This window comes from Telluria sp. ZT3P25 (assembly GCF_059685895.1).
Genome location: NZ_JCASIJ010000001.1, coordinates 1,613,765 through 1,637,740, shown reverse-complemented (window position 1 = coordinate 1,637,740; position 23,976 = coordinate 1,613,765). Strand labels below are relative to the sequence as shown.

The 23,976-nt window shown below is 65.2% G+C and carries 19 protein-coding genes; 16 read left to right on the top strand and 3 right to left on the bottom strand.

Features of this window, described 5'->3' with window-relative positions:
- Positions 1 to 12: 12 nt before the first annotated feature.
- Positions 13 to 465, bottom strand: coding sequence for a CBS domain-containing protein (locus AC56LY_RS07445; protein WP_183552023.1), 453 nt, complete (start codon positions 463 to 465; stop codon positions 13 to 15).
- 201 nt (positions 466 to 666) lie between these two features.
- Between AC56LY_RS07445 and AC56LY_RS07440 the strand changes: the two genes are divergently transcribed.
- Positions 667 to 1,455, top strand: a complete 789-nt coding sequence (locus tag AC56LY_RS07440; RefSeq protein WP_499577974.1) for an alpha/beta fold hydrolase — start codon at positions 667 to 669, stop codon at positions 1,453 to 1,455.
- Here the strand turns inward: AC56LY_RS07440 and AC56LY_RS07435 are convergent.
- Positions 1,448 to 2,881, bottom strand: a complete 1,434-nt coding sequence (locus AC56LY_RS07435) for a YihY family inner membrane protein (protein ID WP_499577972.1) — start codon at positions 2,879 to 2,881, stop codon at positions 1,448 to 1,450. The two genes, AC56LY_RS07440 and AC56LY_RS07435, sit on opposite strands and share 8 nt — an antisense overlap.
- 78 nt (positions 2,882 to 2,959) lie before the next feature.
- Here AC56LY_RS07435 and wrbA point away from each other — a divergent pair, with 78 nt between their 5' ends.
- The 11 genes from wrbA (at position 2,960) to AC56LY_RS07380 (ending at position 17,172) form a co-directional block, all read left to right on the top strand.
- Positions 2,960 to 3,571: an NAD(P)H:quinone oxidoreductase gene (gene wrbA, locus AC56LY_RS07430; protein ID WP_499577970.1), complete on the top strand. Its 612-nt coding sequence runs from the start codon at positions 2,960 to 2,962 to the stop codon at positions 3,569 to 3,571.
- On the top strand, positions 3,571 to 3,969 hold the full coding sequence (locus tag AC56LY_RS07425; protein WP_499577969.1) for a DUF2069 domain-containing protein: 399 nt from the start codon (positions 3,571 to 3,573) through the stop codon (positions 3,967 to 3,969). The genes wrbA and AC56LY_RS07425 overlap by 1 nt, the downstream gene beginning before the upstream one ends.
- A complete protein-coding gene (locus AC56LY_RS07420) occupies positions 3,962 to 5,383 on the top strand; it encodes an FAD-binding oxidoreductase (protein WP_499577968.1) in 1,422 nt (473 codons plus the stop codon). Before AC56LY_RS07425 ends, AC56LY_RS07420 begins: the two co-directional genes overlap by 8 nt.
- Positions 5,384 to 5,495: 112 nt before the next feature.
- Positions 5,496 to 5,834: a DUF4124 domain-containing protein gene (locus tag AC56LY_RS07415; protein WP_499577967.1), complete on the top strand. Its 339-nt coding sequence runs from the start codon at positions 5,496 to 5,498 to the stop codon at positions 5,832 to 5,834.
- On the top strand, positions 5,822 to 8,371 hold the full coding sequence (locus tag AC56LY_RS07410; protein WP_499577966.1) for an FtsX-like permease family protein: 2,550 nt from the start codon (positions 5,822 to 5,824) through the stop codon (positions 8,369 to 8,371). Before AC56LY_RS07415 ends, AC56LY_RS07410 begins: the two co-directional genes overlap by 13 nt.
- A complete protein-coding gene (locus AC56LY_RS07405) occupies positions 8,371 to 9,441 on the top strand; it encodes a lipocalin-like domain-containing protein (protein ID WP_499577965.1) in 1,071 nt (356 codons plus the stop codon). The genes AC56LY_RS07410 and AC56LY_RS07405 overlap by 1 nt, the downstream gene beginning before the upstream one ends.
- Before the next feature lie 18 nt (positions 9,442 to 9,459).
- A complete protein-coding gene (locus AC56LY_RS07400; protein WP_499577963.1) occupies positions 9,460 to 11,289 on the top strand; it encodes an ABC transporter transmembrane domain-containing protein in 1,830 nt (609 codons plus the stop codon).
- Positions 11,290 to 11,549: 260 nt separating this feature from the next.
- Positions 11,550 to 13,586 (top strand): methyl-accepting chemotaxis protein, encoded by a 2,037-nt coding sequence (locus AC56LY_RS07395; RefSeq protein ID WP_499577961.1) that lies wholly within the window; start codon positions 11,550 to 11,552, stop codon positions 13,584 to 13,586.
- Positions 13,587 to 13,689: 103 nt separating this feature from the next.
- On the top strand, positions 13,690 to 14,814 hold the full coding sequence (locus AC56LY_RS07390) for a threonine aldolase family protein (RefSeq protein WP_499577959.1): 1,125 nt from the start codon (positions 13,690 to 13,692) through the stop codon (positions 14,812 to 14,814).
- Between the two features lie 41 nt (positions 14,815 to 14,855).
- A complete protein-coding gene (locus AC56LY_RS07385) occupies positions 14,856 to 15,650 on the top strand; it encodes a thymidylate synthase (RefSeq protein WP_499577957.1) in 795 nt (264 codons plus the stop codon).
- 64 nt (positions 15,651 to 15,714) lie between these two features.
- Positions 15,715 to 17,172: a PEGA domain-containing protein gene (locus AC56LY_RS07380; protein ID WP_499577955.1), complete on the top strand. Its 1,458-nt coding sequence runs from the start codon at positions 15,715 to 15,717 to the stop codon at positions 17,170 to 17,172.
- 17 nt (positions 17,173 to 17,189) lie between these two features.
- On the opposite strand, the gene AC56LY_RS07375 is transcribed toward AC56LY_RS07380, so the two are convergent.
- Positions 17,190 to 18,011: a hypothetical protein gene (locus tag AC56LY_RS07375; RefSeq protein WP_499577952.1), complete on the bottom strand. Its 822-nt coding sequence runs from the start codon at positions 18,009 to 18,011 to the stop codon at positions 17,190 to 17,192.
- 441 nt (positions 18,012 to 18,452) lie between these two features.
- Between AC56LY_RS07375 and AC56LY_RS07370 the strand changes: the two genes are divergently transcribed.
- The 4 genes from AC56LY_RS07370 (at position 18,453) to AC56LY_RS07355 (ending at position 23,947) form a co-directional block, all read left to right on the top strand.
- Positions 18,453 to 20,237: an Atrophin-1 multi-domain protein gene (locus tag AC56LY_RS07370; protein ID WP_499577948.1), complete on the top strand. Its 1,785-nt coding sequence runs from the start codon at positions 18,453 to 18,455 to the stop codon at positions 20,235 to 20,237.
- 260 nt (positions 20,238 to 20,497) lie between these two features.
- Positions 20,498 to 21,685 carry a glycosyltransferase family 2 protein gene (locus AC56LY_RS07365; RefSeq protein WP_499577946.1) on the top strand — a complete coding sequence of 396 codons (1,188 nt, stop codon included), beginning with the start codon at positions 20,498 to 20,500 and terminating at the stop codon, positions 21,683 to 21,685.
- On the top strand, positions 21,672 to 22,859 hold the full coding sequence (locus tag AC56LY_RS07360; protein ID WP_499577943.1) for a WecB/TagA/CpsF family glycosyltransferase: 1,188 nt from the start codon (positions 21,672 to 21,674) through the stop codon (positions 22,857 to 22,859). Before AC56LY_RS07365 ends, AC56LY_RS07360 begins: the two co-directional genes overlap by 14 nt.
- Positions 22,860 to 22,915: 56 nt before the next feature.
- Positions 22,916 to 23,947 carry a glycosyltransferase family 4 protein gene (locus tag AC56LY_RS07355; protein ID WP_499577941.1) on the top strand — a complete coding sequence of 344 codons (1,032 nt, stop codon included), beginning with the start codon at positions 22,916 to 22,918 and terminating at the stop codon, positions 23,945 to 23,947.
- The last annotated feature ends 29 nt before the right edge of the window (positions 23,948 to 23,976 follow it).

Sequence of the window (23,976 nt, the reverse complement as noted above, 5' to 3'; positions counted from 1 at the left end):
CCGGCGACAGGGTCAGTCCGGGGCGTTCTGCTCGGCTGGCCAGTCGCGGATATAGGCCTTGAGCATGCGGTTTTCAAAACTCTGTGCTTCGAGCACTGCGCGCGCGACGTCATAGAACGAAATCACGCCCAGCAGTGTGCGTGCATCCATCACCGGCAGGTAACGCGCATGCTTCTCGAGCATGATGCGGCGTACCTCGTTGACTTCGGTTTCCGGCGTGACGGTGATCGGGCTGTCGTCCATGTGACGACGCACCGTGCCGGCGCCCACCGCGCCGCCATTGGCGTGCAGCGTTTTGAGCACTTCGCGGAACGTCAGCATGCCCACCAGGTCGCCGTATTCCATCACGACGAGCGAACCGATATCGTTCTCGGACATCGTGGTTACGGCCTCGACCAGGGGCTGGTCGGGCGTCACGGTGTATAGGATATTGCCCTTCACTTGCAGGATTTCCGAAACTTTCATGCTGGCCACCCCCGCGCGGTCAATACTGCTGTTGGATAAATTTGTATAAGGCATAACGCCGACTGTAGCCTATGCCCGCTAAAAAATCCAGCTTTGCGCCACCTCATGGTGCAGAGACGCCGGCCCAATGGTGCAGTGCAGATTGCGCAAACGGCCAACGCTGCTAGGATGGCTGGCTTCCATCAAGACAGGCTATCTGACATGCAACTCGCGATCGACGGGCACACCGCCTTCTGCCATACCGGTGACAACGCGTTCGACCCGGCACTGCCCACGGTCGTGCTGGTGCACGGCGCCCTGAACGACCACACGGTGTGGCTGCAGCAAAGCCGGGCGCTGGCCGCGCGCGGCGTTGCCGTGCTGGCGCCCGACCTGCCCGGCCATGGCCGCAGCAGCGGGCCGGCGCTGCGCTCGGTCGAGGCACTGGCCGACTGGCTGATCGCCCTGCTCGATGCGGCGGGCGTCAAGCGTGCGCTGCTGGCCGGTCACAGCATGGGTTCGCTGGTCGTGCTGGAAGCGGCGTACCGCGCGCCGCAGCGCGCCGCCGGCCTGGCCTTGCTGGGCGCGACCTTCCCGATGAAGGTAGCTGACGCGTTGCTTGCTACTGCGCTGGACGATCAGCAGGCCGCCATCGACTTGGTCGTGACCTGGTCGCATGCAGCATGGAGCGACCCGTCGATCGCCGACGCCGCGCGTGACATGATGCGGCGAGTGGCAGCAGGGAGCAGTGAGCCGCTGCTGCACACCGATCTGGCCGCGTGCAATGCGTACGGTAATGGCTTGACTGCGGCTGCATCGATCACCTGCCCGGTCGTGGTCGTGCAGGGTACGCAGGACAAGATGACGCCGCCGCGCAAGGCCGGGTTGCTGACCGACGCGATCGCGCATGCGTCGATCGTCACGGCCGAGACGGGCCACGCGATGATGCAGGAAGCGCCCGAGGCGGTCTCAGACGCGCTGCTGGCGCAGGCGGAACGATTGATCAGCTGACCGGCGCCGTAACAGCATCAACGTCGGCATCCACGTCGGCGTTGGCGTCCCCGGCGTCGCCGAAATGCTCGCGCAGGGTTTCGCCCAGGCCGGCCTCGACCGCCTCTTCGACCCGGCGCGCCAGCGCGCCGGTGTCGAGCGACAGGGTGGTATCGGGGCTGGCCTCTTCTTCGCGCTGCACGGCCTCTTCCACCGCGAAGTCGAACACGAACAGGCGGTACACGTCGGCCAGGCGCAGCGTATCCGGGTCGGCCAGCAGCACCCAGTGCTCCTGGCTGGCGCGCTTGGTATGGCGCCAGCTGATCTTGGTGGGCGCCTGGTCATGCACGCGCCCGACCCAGCCTTCGGCCACCATGCGGTGCAGCAGGCGCGCCAGTTCGTTGTAACCGATCCGCGTGTGATGGCGGATGGTGCTGCCGGACACGAGCGCCGTGCCAGTCAGCTTGGCGCTGCCGTGCAGGACCTTCAGCACCGACATCGCGTCGACGAAGGCGCCGCCGGGCGCGGCCTGGTACCACCAGCGTTCGTATTTGACGACCGGCAGCGCCGCCGTCAGCAAGGCGCCCACCAGCGTGATCATCCAGGTGACATAGATCCAGACCAGGAACAACGGCAGTGCGGCCAGCGCGCCATAGATGATGGCGTAGGTCGGAAACTGGCGGATGAACAGGCCGAACACGCGCTTGGCGACTTCGAACGCGATCGCGGCGGCGAGTGCGCCCCAGAAGGCGTCGCGCCAGGCGACGTGGCGATTCGGCACCGCCACGTACAGCAGCGTGTAGCCACCTGTTGTCGCGGCAATCGAGGCAAGGGTGAAGGCCAGCGTGGCCAGTACGCTGGCATCGCGCTCCAGCCCGCCGGTGACGTCCACCAGCTGCGACGTGAAACTGAGCGAGGCGCCGAACAGGATCGGACCCAGCGTGATCAAGGCCCAGTACACCAGCAGGCGCTGGGTCCAAGGCCGCGGCTGGCGCACGCCCCAGATCTGGTTGAAGACCCGCTCGATCAGGCTCATCGTCGCGGCCGTCGTAAACAGCAGCGCCACCGCGCCCAGCGCCGACAGGCCCTTGGCCTTGCTGGCAAACTGCGTCAGGTTGCCGCTGATCGTGCTGGCAATGGCCGGCGGCATCAGGTTCTGCACGAACCAGGCGTCGACCATCGTGCGCACCTGGCCGAACGCCGGGAACATCGTGAAAATAGCCAACACGATCGTGAGCAGCGGCACCAGCGCCAGCGTGGTCGTAAACGTCAGGCTGCCGGCAACCTGCGGCAGGCGCTCTTCGCGCAGGCGGCGCAGCGCAAACCGAACAAGATCCTTGGCTTCGGCCCGCGTCAGGCTGCGTTCGAGGCTGCCATCGGCGTTCTCGGTAACGACGTGGGAAGGATGCTGGGAAAGATGCTGCGGCGGTTGGTTCGGCATGGCCATGGAAATACCCGATTCAGGCCGCGAATTGGGCGTCAACCCGGGCATGTCACTTCAACAAAGCGCACTATAATACCAAGGATGAACACGAACCCTTTGAGCATCCTGGTTTTGTATTACTCCCGCCACGGCGCCACGCGCAAGCTGGCAGAACTGATCGCCCAGGGCGTGGACAGCGTCCCCGGAGCCGAGGCGCGCCTGCGCACCGTGCCCGCCGTGTCGTCGGTGGCCGAAGCGACCGCACCGTCCATCCCCGACGATGGCGCGCCGTATGTCGACGCGGCCGACCTGGCCGAGTGCGCGGGCCTGGCGCTGGGCTCGCCCACGCGCTTTGGCAATATGGCCTCCAGCATGAAGTACTTCCTCGACGGCACCGCCGCCGAATGGGTCAATGGCACGCTGTCGGGCAAGCCGGCCGTCGTGTTCACGTCCACCGGCAGCCTGCACGGCGGGCAGGAAGCAACGCTGCTGTCGATGATGATTCCCCTGCTGCACCACGGCATGCTCGTGATGGGCCTGCCGTACACACACCCCGAACTGATGAACACGGCCAGTGGCGGCAGCCCGTACGGCGCCACCCACTGGGCCGGCGTCGATGGCAAACGCGCCATCACCGAGGACGAGCGCGCCTTGTCGATCGCGCTCGGTCGCCGCCTGGCAAGCGCGGCGCTCAAACTGCACGAAGGTCAATAATGGGCAAAGGCAGAGTCTTTCATATCGGCGCGGTACTCAGCCTGGTCTGGCTGATCGGCTGGCTGGTGGCATGGGAAGCGTTCGTGGCACCCCTCCAGCCCGGCAGCTGGCTGCTGGCCCTGAAAGCGCTGCCGCTGCTGCTGCCGCTGCGCGGCGTGATCAAGCGCGACCTGTACACGCTGCAATGGTCGTCGATGCTGATCCTGATCTACTTTGCCGAAGGCGCCGTGCGGGCCTGGGCCGATACCAACCTGCTGTCGCGCCAGATGGCCATCGGTGAAGTTGTGCTGGTGGTCGTGTTCTATGTTTGCGCCCTGCTGTATCTGCGCCCATTCAAGAAGGACGCGCAGCGCATGGCCAAGGAATTGCTGGACAAGGTCAAAGTTCCGCATGGTTGATCAGTCAGCGGCCGCCTTCCTGCAACAGCTGCGGTCCATCGTGGGCGTCGACCACGTCATCACGATTCATGCCGACATGGCGGGCTATCTGGCCGACTGGCGCGGCCGCTACAGTGGCCGCGCGCGCGCCGTCGTGCTGCCCCTCGACACCGATCAGGTCGCTGCAATCGTGCGCCTGTGCGCCAACGCCGGTGTGCCCATCGTCCCGCAAGGCGGCCGTACCGGCCTGGTCATGGGCAGCGTGCCCGATACCTCTGGTGATGCCATCGTGCTGTCGCTGCGCCGCCTGAACCGCATCCGCGCAATCGATCCGGCCAACCGCACCATGACGGTCGAGGCCGGCTGCATCCTGGCCGACATCCAGGCCGCCGCCGCCGGGGCCGGCATGCTGTATCCGCTGTCGCTCGCCGCCGAAGGATCGTGTACGATTGGCGGCAACCTGTCGACCAATGCCGGCGGCACCGCCGTGCTGCGTTACGGGAACACGCGCGACCTGTGCCTGGGCCTTGAAGTCGTCAATGCCCAGGGCGACGTGTGGGATGGTCTGCGCGGCCTGCGCAAGGACAACACCGGCTACGCGCTGCGCGACCTGTTCATCGGCGCCGAAGGCACGCTGGGGGTCATCACGGCGGCGGTGTTGAAACTGTTTCCGGCGCCGCGCGGCATGCTCACGGCCCTCGTGGCGCTGGACTCGCCGCGCCAGGCGCTCGCGCTGCTGAACCTGCTACAGGCGCGCTGCGGCGCCGCGCTGACGGGCTTTGAGCTGATGTCCGCCGTCTGCCTGGACCTGGTCGCGCAACAGTTCCCTGCCCTGCCGCAGCCATTCGCCACGCGCCATCCGCAGTATGCGCTCGTGGAATTGTCGAGCAATGAATCCGAAGCCCATGCGCAGGCGCTGCTCGAGTCAGGCATCGGCGCCGCGCTGGAAGATGGCATCGCACGCGACGCCGTCGTGGCCACGTCCAGCCAGCAAGCACTTGGCCTGTGGCGCCTGCGGGAACACATCCCATTGGCCCAGGCGGCGGCCGGCAAGAACATCAAGCACGATATCTCGTTGCCGGTCTCGACGATTCCGGAGTTCATTGCCCATACCGACGCTGCACTCGAGCGGGCGTTTCCCGGCTGCGTGCTGGTCACGTTCGGCCACCTGGGCGATGGCAACCTGCACTACAACGTCGCGCCGCCGCCGGGTGTCGCGCACGAAGCGTTCCTTCTGGAGCAGGATGCGGTCAACCGCATCGTCCACGACGCGGTGGTCGCGTTTGCCGGTTCGATCTCGGCCGAGCACGGCATCGGCGCGCTGAAACGCGACGAGCTGGCGCGCACCAAGTCGCCGGTCGAACTTGGCATGATGCGTGCCATCAAAACCGCGCTCGACCCGCTGGGCATCATGAATCCCGGGAAAATACTATGACCGGGAGCCTGCCATGCGTTGCCTGTGGTGTTTTGTATTGTGCGCGACGTGCTGCGCCGTGTGCCGGTTGGCCACGGCCGGCACGGTCTACAAATGTCATGAGGGAACGCACGTGAGCTACGCCGACCGACCCTGCCCTGGCGCCGGTGCGCCGCTCGCGCTGCCGCCCGCCCCGAGGCCCGATCCGGTGCAAGCCGCGCGCCTGGCCGCTGCGCGCACCGCATTGGCGTCCATCGAGGGGACACGCACCGCGCAGGCTGCGCGTGACGCGCAGGAATTCGAACGCGCCGGCCGCGCTGCGCTGACCCTGCGCAAGCGCTGCGACAAGCTGCGCCTGCAGGCACGCTGGGCCGACGAAGACCTGGCGCGCAGCACCGATGAGGCAAAAGCCGTCGCGCGCATCAAGGCGCGCCGCCAGGCCGAAACACTGGCGGTCGAATGCCCGGGTTGAGCCGGCTCACGCGCTGGCTGCTGCTCGGCGAGTGGCGTGCGCACCCGGTCCGTGCGCTGGTCGCGATTGCCGCGATTGCCGTCGGCGTGTCGATGGGCTTTGCCATCCACCTGATCAACGCTGCCGCCTTCAATGAATTCTCGGCCGCCGTCAAGAGCCTCTCGGGCCAGGCCGACATCCAGGTCCAGGGCCGCGAACTGGTGTTTGACGAAGCGGTCTACCCGCGCCTGGCCAGCCACCCGGACGTCGCGGTGGCCGCGCCCATCCTCGAGGTGCAGGCCGGCGTGCCGGGCCAGGACACACCGCTGCGCATCATCGGCATCGACGCCTTCCGCGCCGGCTACATTTCGCCCGACCTGACCGGCGTGCCAGGCGAAGGCCGCATGCTGGATGTGCTGGCCGACGATGCACTGTTCCTGTCACCCGCCGCCGAAGCGTGGCTGGGCAAGCGGCGCGGCGATACACTGAATCTGCGCGCCGGCACCGGCATCGTCACGCTGCGCGTGGCCGGCCCCGTGCAACGGGCGCGCAGCGGCCAGCGCCTGGCGGTGATGGACATCGGCGCGCTGCAGTGGCGCCTGGACCGCGTGGGCAAGCTCTCGCGCGTGGATCTCAAGCTGCGCAGCGGCGTCGACCGCGCTGCCTTCCAGCGCGCTCTAGCGGCCGATCTCGAGCGCACCTGGCCGGGCCGCTTCACGGTCGGCCAACCGAACGACGCCGACCAGGAAAGCCGCACCGAGAACATGAGCCGTGCCTACCGCGTCAATCTCACGGTGCTGGCGCTGGTCGCGTTGTTTACCGGCGCCTTCCTGGTGTTCTCGACCCAGGCGCTGTCGGTCATGCGCCGGCGCAGCCAGTTCGCGCTGTTGCGCGTGCTGGGCTTCGAACGGGGTCAGTTGCTGCGCCAGGTGCTGCTCGAAGGCGCGAGCCTGGGCGTGGCCGGCAGCCTGCTGGGGATCGGCGCCGGCTATGCGCTGGCCGCGACAGCCCTGCATTATTTTGGCGGGGACCTGGGCGCCGGTTATTTCCCGGGCATCCGTCCGCAAGTGGCGTTCACGCCCGGTGCGGCCATCGTCTTCTTCGGCCTGGGCCTGGGCGTGGCCTTGCTCGGTTGCCTGGCGCCGGCGTGGGAAGCGGCGCGCGCACGCCCGGCCGTGGCGATCAAGTCCGGCGCCGACGAAGCGCCGCTCTCGCGCCTGGCGCGCGTGTGGCCGTCGCTCGCATGCCTGACGATCGCCGCGCTGTTCGCGTTCGCGCCGCCCGTGTTCGAGCTGCCGCTGTTTGGCTACCTGGCGATCGCGCTGCTGCTCGTCGGCGGCATCGGCCTGATGCCGCGCTTTGCCGCCGTCACGTTCCGCGCGCTCGAAGGCTTGCTGGCAAAGAAGCGGCACCCGATGCCGGTGCTGGCGCTGTCGCTGGGTCGTCTGGCCAATGCGCCGGGCCAGGCCTCGATTGCGCTGGGCGGCATCCTGGCCAGTTTCAGCCTGATGGTCGCGATGGGGATCATGGTGTCGAGCTTCCGGGTCTCGGTCGACGACTGGATGGGGCATATCCTGCCCGCCGACCTGTATGTGCGCACGGTCGACGCCGGCGGCACCGGTTATTTGAGCCCGGCGCAGCAGACGGCGCTCACCGCGCTGCCCGGCGTCCAGCAGATCCAGTTCCTGCGCACGCGGCGCGTGTCGCTGGCGCCCGAGCGTCCGCCGGTCGTCGTCATCGCGCGCGACATCGACGTGCGCGATCCGGCGCGCCTGTTGTATCTGGTGGGCGCGAGTGCGCCGATTCCTGCCGGCGCGCGGCCGGCCTGGGTCTCCGAGGCGCTGCTTGACCTGTACGGCGCGCGCGTCGGCCAGACCCTGCGCCTGCCCCTGGGCGGCGCCGAAACGCCGTTCTTTGTCGCCGGCGCCTGGCGCGATTACGCGAACCAGAGCGGCTCGGTCGTCATCCAGCTGGCCGATTACCGCCAGTTGACGGGCGAAGGGGCCGTCACCGACGCGGCGCTGTGGACGGCGGATGGCATCGACGCGGCCGCGCTGGAAACCCGTTTGCGCGCGCTGCCGTTCGGCGCGGCGCTCACCTTCATGCGCCCGGGCGACATCCGCGCGGCGAGTCTGAAAATCTTCGACCGCAGTTTCGCCGTGACGTACTTGCTGGAGGCGATCGCGATCGCCATCGGGCTATCGGGCATCGCCGCCAGTTTTTCGGCCCAGACTTTGGCACGGGCGCGAGAATTCGGTATGCTGCGCCACGTCGGCGTCACGCGGCGCCAGGTGTTGCAGCTGCTCGCTTTCGAAGGCGGCCTGCTCACCGGCCTGGGCGTCATCGCCGGTTTCGTGCTCGGACTGGTGATCAGCCTGATCCTGGTATTCGTGATCAACCCGCAGTCGTTTCACTGGACCATGGGCTTGCATCTGCCCTGGCCATTGCTGGGCAGTGTGGCCGGGGTGCTGGTCGCCGCGTCCGTCGCCACCGCGCTCGTGTCGGGCCGTCAGGCCTTGTCGGGCGGTCCGGTGCGCGCTGTCAGAGAGGATTGGTAATGCGTTTCATCCTAGGTGTATTGCTCTCGCTGCTGGCGCTGTCCGCGCGCGCCGAACCGCCCGTGTTTGCCCCCGTCACGCCCGGTGCGGCGCTGACATTCCCGCGCGACTACGGCGCCCATCCCGAGTTTCGCACCGAGTGGTGGTACGTCACCGGCTGGGTCGAAACGCCCGACAAGCGCCCGCTGGGTTTCCAGGTCACGTTCTTTCGCAGCCGCACGGGCGTCGACGGCGCCAACCCGAGTCACTTTACGCCGCGCCAGCTGGTGATCGGCCATGCGGCGCTGTCCGATCCGTCGGTCGGGCGCCTGGTGCACGACCAGCGCAGCGCGCGTGAAGGCTTCGGCCTGGCCTGGGCCCGCCCCGGCAACACCGACCTGAAACTGGACGACTGGCGCATGGTGCGCGACAACGACGGCACCTACCGCGTGACCATCCGCTCGAACCAGCTGACGCTGGAACTGCGCCTGCGCCCCACGCAGCCGGTGCTGGCGCAGGGCCAGGGCGGCTATTCGCGCAAGGGCCCCAGTGCCCAGCATGCCAGCTACTACTACAGCGAGCCGCAACTGGCCGTGACGGGCAACGTGGGCCGCGCCGGCATGGCCGCCACGGCGGTCACCGGCAGCGCCTGGCTCGATCACGAATGGTCGAGCGAAGCCCTGCAACCCGACGCCGTGGGCTGGAACTGGGTCGGCGCCAATCTCGACGATGGCGGCGCGCTGATGGCTTTCCAGATCCGCGACAAGCAAGGTGGTAAACTATGGGCGCACGCCAGCCGGCGCGACAAGGCGGGCAAGGTCACGCATTACGCGCCGGAGCAGATCACGTTCACCCCGCAAACGCTGTGGACATCGCCGCGCACACAGGCGACCTACCCGATCGCCACCACGATCGCCACCGGCGACCAGGTATGGCAGATCGTCCCGCTGCAGAACGACCAGGAACTCGATTCGCGCCGCTCGACGGGCGCCGTGTACTGGGAAGGTGCAGTCACGATCCAGCAGAACGGCCGCCGCGTCGGCCGCGGCTACCTCGAGATGACCGGCTATGTGCAGCCGATGAAACTATAAGAATCCCACGAAGACACGATGACGACGCGCACCACCAGCTCCACCGCCTCCCCCGACGCAGACAGTTCCCGCAAGAGCAGCCTCTCGACCCTCAAGGGCTTGATCCCGTTCATGGCGCCCTACCGGCGCCAGTTCATCCTGGCCGGCATCGCGCTGCTGTTCGCGGCCGGCGCCACGCTGGCGATCCCCGCTGCCTTCAAGCAGATGATCGACCTGGGGTTCGGCGCCTCGGCCACCGCGCGCGGCATCGAGAACGTCAACGCGACTTTCCTGGCGCTGTTCGGCGTGGCCGCCGTGCTGGCGGTGGCCACGGCCGCGCGCTTCTATATGGTGTCGTGGCTCGGTGAGCGCGTAACGGCCGATATCCGCAGCGCCGTGTATCGCCACGTGGTGCGCCAGAGTCCCGAGTTCTTCGAGACCACACGCACCGGCGAAGTCCTGTCGCGCCTGACCACCGACACGACGCTGATCCAGGCGATTGTCGGCACCAGCATCTCGCTGGCACTGCGCAACACGCTGCTGTTCATCGGCGGCCTGGTGATGCTGTTCATCACGAGCCCGCGCCTGACGTCGATCATTCTCGGCCTCTTGGTGCTGGTGGTGCTGCCGATCGTGCTGTTCGGCCGCCGCGTGCGCAAGCTCTCGCGCGATTCGCAGGACCGCATCGCCGATGCCTCGGCCGTCGCCGGTGAAATCCTCAACGCCATGCCCACCGTGCAGGCCTTTACGCGCGAAGGCTACGAGGCCGGGCGCTTTGGCGTCGAAGTCGAAAGCGCGTTCACCACCGCCATGCGCCGCATCCGCGCACGCGCCACGCTCACGCTCCTGGCCATCGTACTGATCTTCGGGGCAATCGTGTTCGTGCTGTGGCTGGGCGCGCACGCCGTGATTGCCGGGACCATGACCGGGGGCGAACTGGGACAGTTCATCCTGTACGCCGGCATTGTCGCCGGTTCGGTCGGCGCGCTGTCGGAAGTGATGGGCGACGCCCAGCGAGCCGCCGGTGCCACCGAGCGCCTGCTCGAACTCCTGGGCGCACGTTCGGACATCCAGGACCCGCTGCACCCGGCCACGCTGCCCGCGCGCACCGCCAACGGCGCGCGCGTGACGCTCGACAATGTCACCTTCGCCTACCCGTCACGCCTGCAGGAAGCCGCTCTGTCGCACCTGGCGCTCGAGATCCAGCCTGGCGAGACGGTCGCCGTCGTCGGCCCGTCCGGCGCCGGCAAGACCACGCTGTTCCAGCTGCTGCTGCGCTTTTATGATCCGCAATCGGGCAGCATCCGCCTCGACGGCGTCGATGTGCGCGACCTGACGCTGCAGACGCTGCGCAGTGCGGTCGGCATCGTGCCACAGGACACCGTCGTGTTCTCGCTCGACGCAATGGAAAACATCCGCTACGGCCGACCCGATGCCACCGACGAGGAAGTGATCGCGGCGGCGCGCATGGCGGCGGCGCACGAATTCATCGAGCGCCTGCCGGAAGGCTACCGCTCGTTCCTGGGCGAGCGCGGCGTGCGCCTCTCGGGCGGCCAGCGCCAGCGCATCGCGATTGCGCGCGCGCTGCTGAAGAACCCGCCGCTGCTGCTGCTCGACGAAGCCACCAGTGCGCTCGACGCCGAATCCGAACGCCTCGTGCAGCGCGCGCTCGAAGCGGCCATGGTCGGTCGCACCACAATCATCATCGCCCACCGCCTGGCCACCGTGCAGCGCGCCGACCGCATCGTCGTCTTCGATGGCGGCAAGATCGTCGAGATGGGAACGCACCACGAGCTGGTCGCCCTGCGCGGCGTGTATGCCAACCTGGCGGCGCTGCAGTTCCAGGCGCACGGGCCGGTGGCCGCGTAACGGCTTCGTCAAGGCGTGCTGCCTGCAGTGGAGCATGCCGCGTCTGGCTGCAGACAACGCCGTTAGCATTACCACATCCGCTATCTGTTCTCGACGCAATCATGGCGGAATGATCAAGCAAACCATCGATTTTCGTCACATTCCGTTGTAATGTTGCATCGGAGCACCACAATGACTGCTAAAACTCACTAATTATTTCCTCATGAAAAGTTGTGGGGCGTATGATCCCGGGTTATACCTTCCATCATTACTCAACTATCATGAGCAACCAGAAATATAGTTTAGCCAGCTGGAATGTCGGCACCCGTATCAGCGTGGTCACATTTGCCCTGGCAGCGGTCATCCTGGCCGTCCTGATCGCCACGATCACCCTTTCCACCTCCAGCATGCTTGAGCAGCGTGCGATGCAAAGCGTGGCGAGCGAGCTCAAGGGTGTAACCAATACCGTCGAGCTGTTCAACAAAACCGTGTCGAGCCAGGCCGTCAGCTTTGGCCGCATCTTCAGTTCCGGGCTCACGGGCGCCTACGCGCTCGACGAAGCCACCACCGTCGACATCGGCGGGCGCCAGGTGCCGACGCTGAGCGTGGACGGCAAGCCATTGAACCTCGATTTCGCCGTACCGGACAGCTTTACCGAGCGAACCGGCGCCAATGCCACGGTGTTCGCCGTCGCCGGCGACGACTTCGTGCGCGTGACCACGTCGGTCAAGAAGGAAAACGGCGACCGCGCCGTCGGCACGGCCCTGGACAAGACGGCGCCAGCCTACGCCGCGCTGCGCGATGGGCGCACCTACGTCGGCCTGGCCACGCTGTTCGGCAAGCAGTTCATCACCCAGTACGAGCCGGTGCGCGACGCCGCCGGCAAGGTCGTCGGCGCGCTCTACGTGGGCGTCAACATCAGCAAGGACATCGCCTTCCTCAAGGAGCGCATCAATGCGATCAAGGTCGGCGACAGCGGCTACTTCTACGTGCTGTCGGCAGCGCCGGGCAAGACCTATGGCGAGCTGCTCGTGCACCCGAAGAGCGAAGGCAAGAACATCCTCGACAGCAAATCGGCCAATGGCCACGAGTTCGTCAAGGAAATGCTCGAGAAAAAGGAAGGCACCGTCCGCTACGACTGGCAAAATCCGGGCGATACCGGCGCGCGCGAGAAATTCGCGGCCTACACGCACATGAAGGACTGGAACTGGGTCATCGCCGGTGGCACGTATGTCGACGAGATCACCGCCGCCGCAACCCAGCTGCGCAACCGCTTCATCCTGTTTGGCATTGCCGCACTGGCCGTACTGGCCACGCTACTGTATCTGCTGGTGCGCTCGACAGTGACGCGCCCACTGGCAGCGGTCGAAGAAGTGGCACGCCGCATCGCCAGCGGCGACCTGACCGCCCGGATCGCGCCCCGCAACAATGACGAAATCGGTCGCCTGACCGTTGCCATCAACGACATCGGCGAGAGCCTGTCGGGCGTGGTCGGCAAGGTACGCGACGGCGCTGAGCACATTGCCGCCGCCTCGCAGCAGATCTCGACCGGCAACCTGGACCTGTGCAGCCGCACCGAGGAACAGGCGGCCAGCCTGGCCACCACCGCGTCATCGATGGACGAGCTGACCACGACCGTGCGCCAGAACGCCGACAATGCGCGTCAGGCCAATGAATTTGCCCGCACCGCATCGAGCGTGGCGCAGAAAGGCGGCGACACGGTCTCGCAAGTGGTCGCCCGCATGGATTCGATCACGGTCGCCTCGCGCAAGATTTCGGACATCACGAGCGTCATCGATGGCATCGCGTTCCAGACCAATATCCTGGCCCTGAACGCGGCCGTCGAAGCGGCCCGGGCCGGCGAACAGGGCCGCGGTTTTGCGGTCGTGGCGTCCGAGGTGCGTAACCTGGCACAGCGCTCGGCCGCAGCGGCCAAGGAAATCAAGGGCCTGATCGACGCCTCGAACCATGAAGTCGGCGCCGGCAGCGCGCTGGTGGCGCAAGCCGGTACCACGATGCAGGAAGTACTGACGAGCGTGCAGCGCGTCACCGCCATCATGGCCGAGATCAGCAACGCCAGCCAGGAGCAGACCCAGGGCATAGAGGAAGTCAACCGCGCCGTAGTCGAGATGGACACGACCACGCAGCAGAATGCCGCGCTGGTCGAAGAAGCCAGCGCCGCAGCGCAGGCGATGCACGAGCAGGCCGATGCCCTCGCCCGCTCGGTGCGCAGCTTCCGCCTGGCCGAAGACGGCCCGAGCCTCGGCTACGATGCACCGGCACCGGCCCCGCGCCGCACGGCCCTGACCCACGGCTGAAGTTCGGCCGATCAAGCGTCCTGCGCCCGGCCTTCCGGCCGGGCGTTTCCTTTGCCTGCCCGGCGCGGTGTAGAGTAGAGTTCCTGTCCCTTCGGAGTGCACCTTGTCAGAATCCGCCCTGCAGCGCCGCTGCCACACGATCTTCCCCGGCCACCGCCAGCGCCGTCCCGCCGAACACTTCGCGGCGATGGCCGCCTGGTGCGAGCAGCACGACATCGATCACGACGTGTATGGCAATGGCGACCTGATTCAATCGTTCGAAGCCAAGGTGGCGGCCACACTGGGCTTCGAAGCCGCTGTGTTCTGCGTCAGCGGGACGATGGCGCAGGTAACGGCGCTGCGCCTGGCCTGCCTCGAGCGCGCCAGCCGCCTGGTGGCGCTGCATCCGACCTCGCACATCTTCGTCCACGAGCGCGCCAACTACCAGTTACTCGACCACTTCCAGGCGCTGCCCGTGGGCGACCGGCACCGGCCATGGTCGGCCGCCGACCTGCTGGCAGTACCGGACCACCTGGGCGCCGTCGGCCTCGAGATTCCCATGCGCGAGATCGGCGGCCAGCTCTCGTCCTGGGACGAACTCGAGGCGATCAAGCGCAGTTGCCGTGAGCGCGGCATCCACCTGCACATGGATGGCGCGCGCCTGTGGGAAGCGGCCGCCGGGTACGAGCGCAGCGTGGCGCAAATCGCGGCCGGCTTCGATTCGGTGTATGTTTCGCTGTACAAGGGACTGGGCGGTCTGGGCGGCGCGATGCTGGCCGGCAGCCGGGAGTTCGTGGCACGCTGCGCCGAGTGGTTCCGGCGCCAGGGCGGCAACGTGATCCACCGCTCGCCGTACGTCGTGGCAGCCGCGATGGACTTCGATGCGCGACTGGCAGCGATGCCCGATTATTTCAGGCGCACGCAGTTCCTGTACGCGGCGCTGCAGGCGCACCCGGCAATCGGCGTGAACCCGGCCGCGCCGCAGAGCAATATGCTGCACCTGCACCTGCCCGTATCGCGCGAGCAGGCACTGGCGATCCGCGATGCGCTGGCGATCGAGGATGGTATCTGGCTGTACAACCGCGCCGCCCATGGCGCGCTGCCAGCCACCAGCGTCGTTGAAATCTACGTGGGTGACAATCTGCTGGCGATGCCCGACACTGCGCTGCACCTGGCGCTGCAGCGCTTTGCCGACCGGCTGGCCGCACCAGCCTGCGCCAGCCCAGGTGCCCCCATCTGCACCGGATGATAGAATGCCGGGTTGTACGATCCTTCATACCATCACCCGCAATGCGCCAATATCTCGACTTCATGCGCCATGTCCAGCAGCATGGCGCCACCAAGACCGACCGCACCGGCACCGGCACCCGCTCGGTGTTCGGCTACCAGATGCGCTTTGATCTGCAGGAAGGCTTTCCGCTCCTGACCACCAAAAAAGTGCACCTGAAGTCGATCATCCATGAGCTGATCTGGTTCCTGCAGGGCTCGACCAACATCGCCTACCTGAAAGAGAACGGCGTCTCGATCTGGGACGAATGGGCCGACGCCGACGGTAATCTGGGCCCGGTGTACGGCTACCAGTGGCGCAACTGGCCGACCCCGACCGGCGAACACATCGACCAGATCGCGCAGGTGCTCGAGCAGATCCGCACCACGCCCGACTCGCGCCGCATGATCGTCTCCGCCTGGAACGTGGCGGACGTGCCGTCGATGAAGCTGCCGCCGTGCCATGCGCTGTTCCAGTTCTATGTGGCCGATGGCAAGCTGTCGTGCCAGCTGTACCAGCGCAGCGCCGACATTTTCCTGGGCGTGCCATTCAATATCGCCTCGTATGCGATCCTGACCCACATGATGGCCCAGCAGGCGGGCCTGGAGGTCGGCGACTTCATCTGGACCGGCGGCGATTGCCACCTGTACGCCAACCACATGGAGCAGGTCGACCTGCAACTGTCGCGCGACCTGCGCGCGCTGCCGCAACTGGTCATCAAGCGCAAGCCTGACTCACTGTTCGACTACCGCTTCGAGGATTTCGAGATCACCGGCTATGACCCGCATCCCGGGATCAAGGCGCCGGTGGCCGTCTGACGGTGGCCGGCGTTGCCCGGCATATGCAGTGCGCCGGGCATGACAGCATTCTGACTGGAGCACTATGACATTGTTACCCAACGCGTTGATACCGCGCCTGCTTGCGACTCTGGTCTGCACTGCGCTCACCATCATCCAGACCAGCGCGGCAGGAACGTCGCCAGGCACGGGCGCGCGCGCTGCCGAGTTCGGCAATTATCTGCGTCCATTTGCGGCCACGTCCTTGTGGAACGCGCGCCCGGTCAACCCGACCTTCGGCACCTTCGTCATTCCAAAGTCGAGCTACTTCCCGACCGTCGCGTCGGGCGCGTATTCGACCGGCGTCTTCGTGGCATCGGCAACGGACAAGCCGATGACCGTGGTCGGCCCGGGCTCCACCGGCACCCACACGGTGGGCGTTGCCGACCCCGACAACAACGGCAGCCGCGAGATCACGATTCCCCGCTGGCCTGCAGGCGTGTTGCCGGCGTCAGGCACGGACGGTCATGCCGATATCGTCGACCCGGTGACGAAGACCATCCATTCATTCTGGCAATTGAAACAGAAAGACGGGCGCTGGACCGCCGCCCTTTACTCGTGGAGCAAGCTCTCCGGCAACGGCTGGGGCGATCCCGCGCATTATTATCAGGGCGCCCGCGCGGTCGGTATTCCTGCGTCGGCAGGTCTGATTCGCAAACACGAGATCAAGGATGGTCTGGCCACGTATCCGCATGCGCTGGCCATGTCGCTGACCAAGAATGGGCTGGCCAACGGCGTCAACAGCCCGGCCTATATTTTCCCGGCCACTTCGGCCGACAACACGGCAGCAGCCAATACCGGCGCCATTCCGCAAGGCGCATTGCTGATGCTGCCGCCCGGTTTCGACAGCAGCGCGATCACCAATCCGGACCTGAAGAAGATCGTCGAGACCCTCAAGTTGTATGGCGCGTATGTCGTCGACTACAACACCGGCACGCCATTCGTCATCTATGCCGAAAACGACGCCGGTTTCAATCTAATGCCCAAGGGCTGGGACAACGAGGTCGCCAGCCAGCTCGACCTGGTTCGTGCCGGTCTGCGCCAGGTGACGTCGGTCCAGGGTTGGCTCGACGGTAATGGCAACCCGGCAACCGCCGCGATCAAGGCGCAGCAGAACATGAACGTCCTGTCGATGCGGGGTCCATGGTCTCGGCAATCGGGCACCGGTACGGCTGCCTACGACACCCTCGAGCAGCGCCTGTCGTTCGATGCGACGACCGGCAAGACCGTGTACGTCAACTCGAGCAATGCCGGCATGACGCCCGTGACATGGGCAAAGCCGCAGGCCGGCACGCACGTTCAATTGTCGGTCAGTGCGACCGGCGGCGCCACGTTGCGGCTGCAGGTGACAAGCAACAACGTGATGGTGCAGGACACCCGGGACCTCGCGAACGGGCAATCCCGCCGCTTCGTGTGGCCGGCCGACGCCAAATTCACACTGACGGCAACGAGCGGCGCGGCCGGACCGTCGTCAGTCAAGGCCTCGCTGGTCAGATTGCCCTGACCTGATACCCGCCGGGATTACAACCAGAGTCCTGGCGCGATCTTGCGGGCAATCATGCGCAGTTTCTCTTTTGCCCTGTAACTGGAACTACGGTAATTCGCATTCGAATACCCGGAATAACCATCGATGATCGGTTGCACGCGAAAACGCGGAATGATTCTGGTATTCGGTGTGTGCAATGCCTCGTTCATCGTTTGGAAGAATTTCTTTTCGAGCACGAACGATTTGGCATACTCGCCCCGGAAATAGCGGTCATAGGCATCGCGACGGAAGGCAAACGTACGCAATTCCATCCACAGATTACCGCCCAGCGATTCGCCGATGAGTGGCACGTCCCGCAGGTCGCAATACACCTCGTAATCGGCGGGCGCCGAGCAAATCAATTGCTCGATATTCAAAATTTTCAATCTGCCGGTGACTTTCCAGATGTGATCATCCGCCTTGATCACATTACTGGCGAGCAGGCCCTCGTCAAACATCCTGAATTCGCCATAGCCCTTGCCTCTGGACGGCGGGTAATCCGAACTGACGCTGATGAATTCCACGTTCTTGAATGACTTGCGCTGCAGCGCGTTTTTCAGCGGGGTCAGATCGGTGTCCGAGTTTTCGAGAAACACGATGCGATCGGCGACTTCCGGCGCCACCGCCTCGTAATACCGGAGCGCCTCGATATAGTCGTTCATCCGGATGGCAGGGTCCATCCTCGTCGAACCGGGCATGTCTTTCGATGGCGTGATCGTCGCAGACATCAGGATCACATTGGGTTTTTTGGGGTTCGACATCGTTTTCCTCGCGGCCAGGCCAGCCTTGACCATTTCTGTTTGTTGTAACTTCAACATCTTACCGCGTTTTTACCGGCACAGGCAGTCGCGCTCGCGACATCGTAATTAATGCAGCCGAGAAACTCTATGGATGGTCGTGCCGCTGAATGACGTCAGGTATCTGCAGCGACGCTTCCCGTCAATACCACAATCCCCCGTTCGCGTAAATACACTCGAATCTTTGTCCAATAGTAAAGACGCCTGACCGGCTCTGCCATTTAAAAGAAACACAATTGCTTTAGGTGTTGCTTTTTAATTTGATCACGTGGACCGGTATCACTTTTTTAATGCCCATAGCAAGAAGGGCAATCTTCTGTTGCAAATCTCCAAAATTAGTGCATATAACTTTTATTTGCCGTGTGGAATTCTTTTCCCTACAGTAATATTCATGGCATCTGACAGGCTGAGAGAGAAGAGCCTGATACGCATCCGATCCTCCTGAATATTGAAGATACCGACATGACACTCTTTTCGCGCACGGTCACCGTGCAGGTCGTCTCCACACTACTGTGCACGTCGCTGGCCGCATGTGGCGGCGGCGGCGCAGATACCGGTTCGGCGACCGCCGCATCGACCGTTTCGAATATCGTTGCGCCGACGCCCGCTGTAACAACGCCCACCACCGATAGCGGCGGCGCCTCCAAACTCTCGCCTGCGCAAGACGCGCCGACGACGGGCACCACCCTGCCCGCCGCCTCGCCCGCGATCCCGTCGGCACCAGTGTCAGTGACACCATCGGTGCCAGTGGTGACCCCATCTGTGCCAGTCTCGGTGACCCCATCTGTGCCAGTCTCGGTGACCCCATCCGTACCATCATCGTCAACCCCATCAACGGCGACCCCATCAAAGATACCCTCGGCGACCCCGCCCGCGTCGCAAACCACGCCCTCGAACACCGGAGATGGCGTCTTCGGCACCTACTTGCGGCCGTATGCCGCCAACTCGCTATGGAACTCACGTCCGCTCAACCCGGTGTTCGGCACCTTCGAGATTCCGAAGTCCAGCTATTTCCCGACCGTCGCCTCGGGTGCCTATTCGACCGGGGTCTTCCTGGCGTCCGCGTCCGACTCGCCGATGACCGTCGTCGGCCCGGGCTCGACCGCCACGAACACCGTCGGCGTCGCCGACCCGGACAGTGGCACGAACCGTGTCATCACGCTGCCTCGCTGGCCAGCGGCCGTGTTGCCGGCTTCCGGTACGGACGGTCATGCCGATATCGTCGATCCGGTTACGAATATCGTCCACTCCTTCTGGCAGCTGAAGCAGCAGAACGGCCGCTGGACCGCGTCGATGTACTCATGGAGCAAGCTGGGCGGAACTGGCTGGGGCGATCCATCGCATTATTACCAGGGCGCACGCGCAGTGGGCGTTCCTGCTTCGGCCGGCCTGATCCGTAAGCATGAAATCAAGGACGGCCTTGCCGCCTATCCTCATGCGCTTGCCATGTCGCTGACCTTCAACGGTCTGGCCAACGGTACCAGCCACCCTGCCTACGTGTTCCCTGCGACGGCCGCGGACAATTCGGCGTCCGCCAATACCGGCGCCATCCCGCAGGGCTCGCTGCTAATGCTGCCACCGAACTTTGACAGCAGCGCGATCGTCAACCCGGACCTGAGGAAGATCGTCGAAACGCTCAAGTTGTACGGCGCCTACGTGGTTGACCGCAATACGGGTACGCCATTCGTGATCTATGTCGAAAACGACGCCGGGTTCAACCTGATGCCAAAAGGCTGGGACAACACGATTGCCGACCAGCTCGACAAAATCCGCGCCAGCCTGCGTCAGGTCACCTCGGCACAATCCTGGGTCGACGGCAATGGCGACATGATTGCCGCAAGAAATGTACCGCAGCAGAACACCAACATCCTGTCGATGCGTGGCGGTTGGTACCGGCAGTCCGGCACCGGCACGGGAGACTATGACGCGATGACCCGCAAATTCTCGTTCGGCGCGACGACGACCAAGACGGTCTATGTGAATGCCAATAACACGGGCTTGACGCCGGTCAAGTGGGCCAGGCCGCAAGCGGGCACGTATGTGAACTTCACAGTCAGTGCCACTGGCGGCGCCCGGTTGCGTCTGCAAGTTAAATCCGGAAACACATTCACGCACGATACGTGGGATCTGGCCGATGGAAAAACAGTGCGGATCCTGTGGCCCGAAAATGCCTCGATCGTCCTGATTGCGTCCAGCGGTACCAGCGGCGCGTCGTCGGTCAACGCCGAACTCGTGCCGGCACCCTGATCGTACTGCTGTCCCAACCGAAAGCCGCGCCCCCAGCGCGGCTTTTTTCATGCCAGGACAGCACGATATCTTTGCCCGTTACAATTCATGCATCTGAAATTTAGCTTATGATATTGCTATTGATCACAACAGCGTCACATAGCGCCGCTTAGCGCAGTCAGCTTCACGACTGCCGGTATTGCCGCCCGGTGGCGTTCGACGTCGCAGCCGCCGTGTTCAGCCCGGCCTGCCCTGCTATCCAATTTTAGGAAACCATTCTCTTGATCCAAGCGTTTTCGATCGCCCTGCTCGTGCTGCTATGCATCATACTGGTGCCGGTCATGGTCCTGTTTGTCCAGGCAGTGCTGGCGTGGCGCCCCGTGCGCAGCGCAGCATCCGTGCCCGGGCCGCGTCCACGCATTGCGGTGCTGATCCCTGCACACAACGAAGAGGCGGGCTTGCTTGCAACCCTGTCGAGCCTGCAGCCACAGCTCAGCGCCAGCGACCTTATCCTGGTTGTTGCGGACAATTGCTCCGATGGCACGGCCGACGTGGCCCGCCAGGCCGGTTCCAGCGTGATCGAACGCAGCCATGCGCAACTGCGCGGCAAGGGCTTCGCGCTGGACTTCGGCGTGCAGGCGCTGGCCGAGACGCCACCCGACGTGGTCATCATTGTCGACGCCGACTGCATCGTTGCCGAAGGTGCCATCGCGCGTCTGGCGACGCTGGCGGCGCACCATCAACGTCCGGTGCAGGCGCTGTACCTGATGCACACGCCAGCCGGTAGCGGACCGCTGAAAAAGATCGCTGAATTTGCCTGGATCGTGAAGAACAAGGTGCGTCCGCTGGGCTGGTTCCGGATGGGCTGGCCGTGCCAGTTGATGGGCACCGGCATGGCGTTCCCCTGGCAAACGATCCGCACTGCCCACCTGGCAACCGGCCACATCGTCGAAGACATGAAGCTCGGGCTCGATCTGGCGCTGGCCGGGAGCGCGCCGATGTTCTGTCCGTCTGCGCTGGTCTACAGCCATTTTCCAAGCAGCGCCGAAGGCGTGCAAAGCCAGCGTACGCGCTGGGAGCATGGCCATCTGAGCGTGATTGCCAGTGCCGCTCCGGCTGCGCTAGGTGGCGCCATCCGCCGCCGCAGTGCCAGCCTGTTCGCGTTTGGCCTGGACCTGTGCGTGCCGCCGCTGGCGCTGCTGGTGTTGCTGGTATGCGCACTGACCGGGCTGAGCTTGATAATGGCTGTGGCCGGCGGCCCGGTTGCGCCGTTGCTGCTGGGCCTGTTGGCGGGCGTGGCGCTGGGCGTGGCGATTCTGCTGTCCTGGTGGCGTTATGGCCGCGCGGTGCTGAGTGGTAAAGAACTGGCACTCGCTGTGGTCTACGTCTTGGCGAAAATACCCTTGTATTTCCGCTTTCTGTTCCGTCGTCAAGTTTCATGGGTGAGGTCAAAACGTGACAGTGAATAATATTGCGCCGACCGCGCCGGTGCGTGCCCCTGTCGTCACCGACTTCACGCGCCCCGTGTATTGCGTGCTGGGCCTGCCGTTCGATGCACTGAACATGCAGCAGACCGTGGATTTGCTGCTGGCGCGCGTTGGCAATGCCGAGCGCTGCTTTTTCTCGACGCCCAACCTGAACTTCCTGATCACCAGTCAGCAGGACCCGGCATTTCGCGACTCGGTGCTGCGCTCGTCGCTGTCACTCGCCGACGGCATGCCGGTGGTGTGGCTGGCCAGGTTGCTGGGTTTGCCGTTCACCGACCGCGTTGCGGGAGCGACCGTGTTCGAACGCTTGCGCGACCAGCGCACGACGCCGATCAGCGTGTTTTTCTTCGGTGGACCGGATGGTGTCGCGCAGAAGGCGGCGGACGTGCTGAATGCCGGCGAAGGCCGTATGCGGTGCGTGGGCGCCTGTTCGCCCGGCTTCGGGACATTGGCAGAGATGAGCACGCCAGCCATGATCGAACGCATCAACGCAAGCAACGCCGACCTGCTCGTGGTGTCGCTCGGCGCCAAGCGCGGTCAGGTGTGGATCGAACACAATCTGGACGCGCTGGAGACGCCGCTGGTCAGCCATCTGGGCGCCGTGGTCAACTTTGTCGCGGGCACGGTCAGCCGAGCGCCTGGTCTGGTGGGCCGGCTCGGGCTGGAATGGGTGTGGCGCATCAAGGAAGAACCGGCGCTGTGGCGGCGCTACTGGAACGACGGCGTGGCGCTCGTGCGCCTGCTCACCGCGCGCGCGCTGCCTGCCGCGCTGGATGCGCGGCGCCTGCGCACTGCACATGGGGCGCCCGTACTGCAGGAAAGCGACGATGGCGAGCGTTACACGCTGATGCTGCGCGGCATCTGGCGCGATGCGGCCCTGGGCGATCTGCGGGCTGCGCTGGCGCGCGCCACTGCCCGGCCGCGCCGGGTTCATCTGGCCCTGCAGGACGATTGCGGCCTGGACAGTGCTGCGCTCGGCCTGCTGCTGCTGCTGTATGGCCACCAGAGCAAGGTGGGCGCTGCCCTGAGCATCGACGCACAAGGTGCTTCCCTGCGCCGCACCATGCGTTTGCAGAATGTCGAATTCCTGCTGCAGGGATTGCCTGGCACGACCGCCTCTGCGGCCACGGCCGCCGATCTCGCACCACAACGCTAGTACGCTGGCGCACCGCGCCGGCGACCCTGTTTTTCACACTGATTGGATCGTGCAGCATGGATTGGCTCGTATTGTCGCCGTTCGTTAAGACCACCTACCCCGGCTGGTTGATGCCCTTCATCGATGCGGCCAAACACCGTACCCGGCAGGTGCCTGCCGACTACGATCACGACCGCTCGCGCGCAGTGTCCTCGGGACGCCAGTGGCTCGATTACCTGCGCCACGGCTGGCGCGGTTTCAGGCAGACGTTCACCAAGAAACCCACCGGCATCGTCACGGCGTTCCCGCAACTGGCGGTGATCGTCGCACTGTTCAAGACGCTCAGCGGCCGCAAGAACGTGCCACTGATCGCCTGGTGCTTCAACCTGGCCCAGCCCTACGGCGGCATCAAGGGCAAGCTGGCGCGTTTCTGCCTGCCGGCGGTGGACGTGTTCGTCGTGCATTCACGGGCCGAGATCGAGATCTACAGCACCTGGCTGCAGCTGCCGCGCGAGCGCTTCGTGTTCGTGCCCCTCAGCGCTGAAATCCGGGATACGGACACCTGGTCTGACCAGGGCGACGACCCGTACATCGTTGCCCTGGGCACGGCCAACCGCGATTACGCGCTGCTCTCTGAAGCCGCCGGCCAGCTGGGCTATAAGACCATCATCGTGGCCGGTAGTCACGCCACCGCCCACATCCAGCCACCGCCCTGCGTGAGCTTCCGTTCCAACCTGACGCTGGCAGAGTGCCACCAGCTGGCGCTGTACTCGCGCGTCAACGTGATCCCGATTGCGGACGTGAACGCGCCGTCCGGCCAGGTCACGGTGATCGAATCGATGATGCGCGGCGTGCCGATGGTGGCCACTGCCTGCGCCGGCACCAGCGATTATGTCGTCGATGGCGTCGACGGCATCCTGGTGGCGCCGAACGACGTGGCTGCCATGGTGAACGCGCTGCGCACCGTCTGGGAAGATGCCGCACTGCGCACCGCCCTGTCGCGTAACGCGCGCCAGGCCTCGCTCGACAAATTCACCTTCCCGGCGGCTGCGGCGCGCCTGACGGAGCTGATGACGCAGCTGGCCAATCGGCGTTCACGCCCCGATTGATCCCTTGCTGCAGTTGACACCCCATCGCG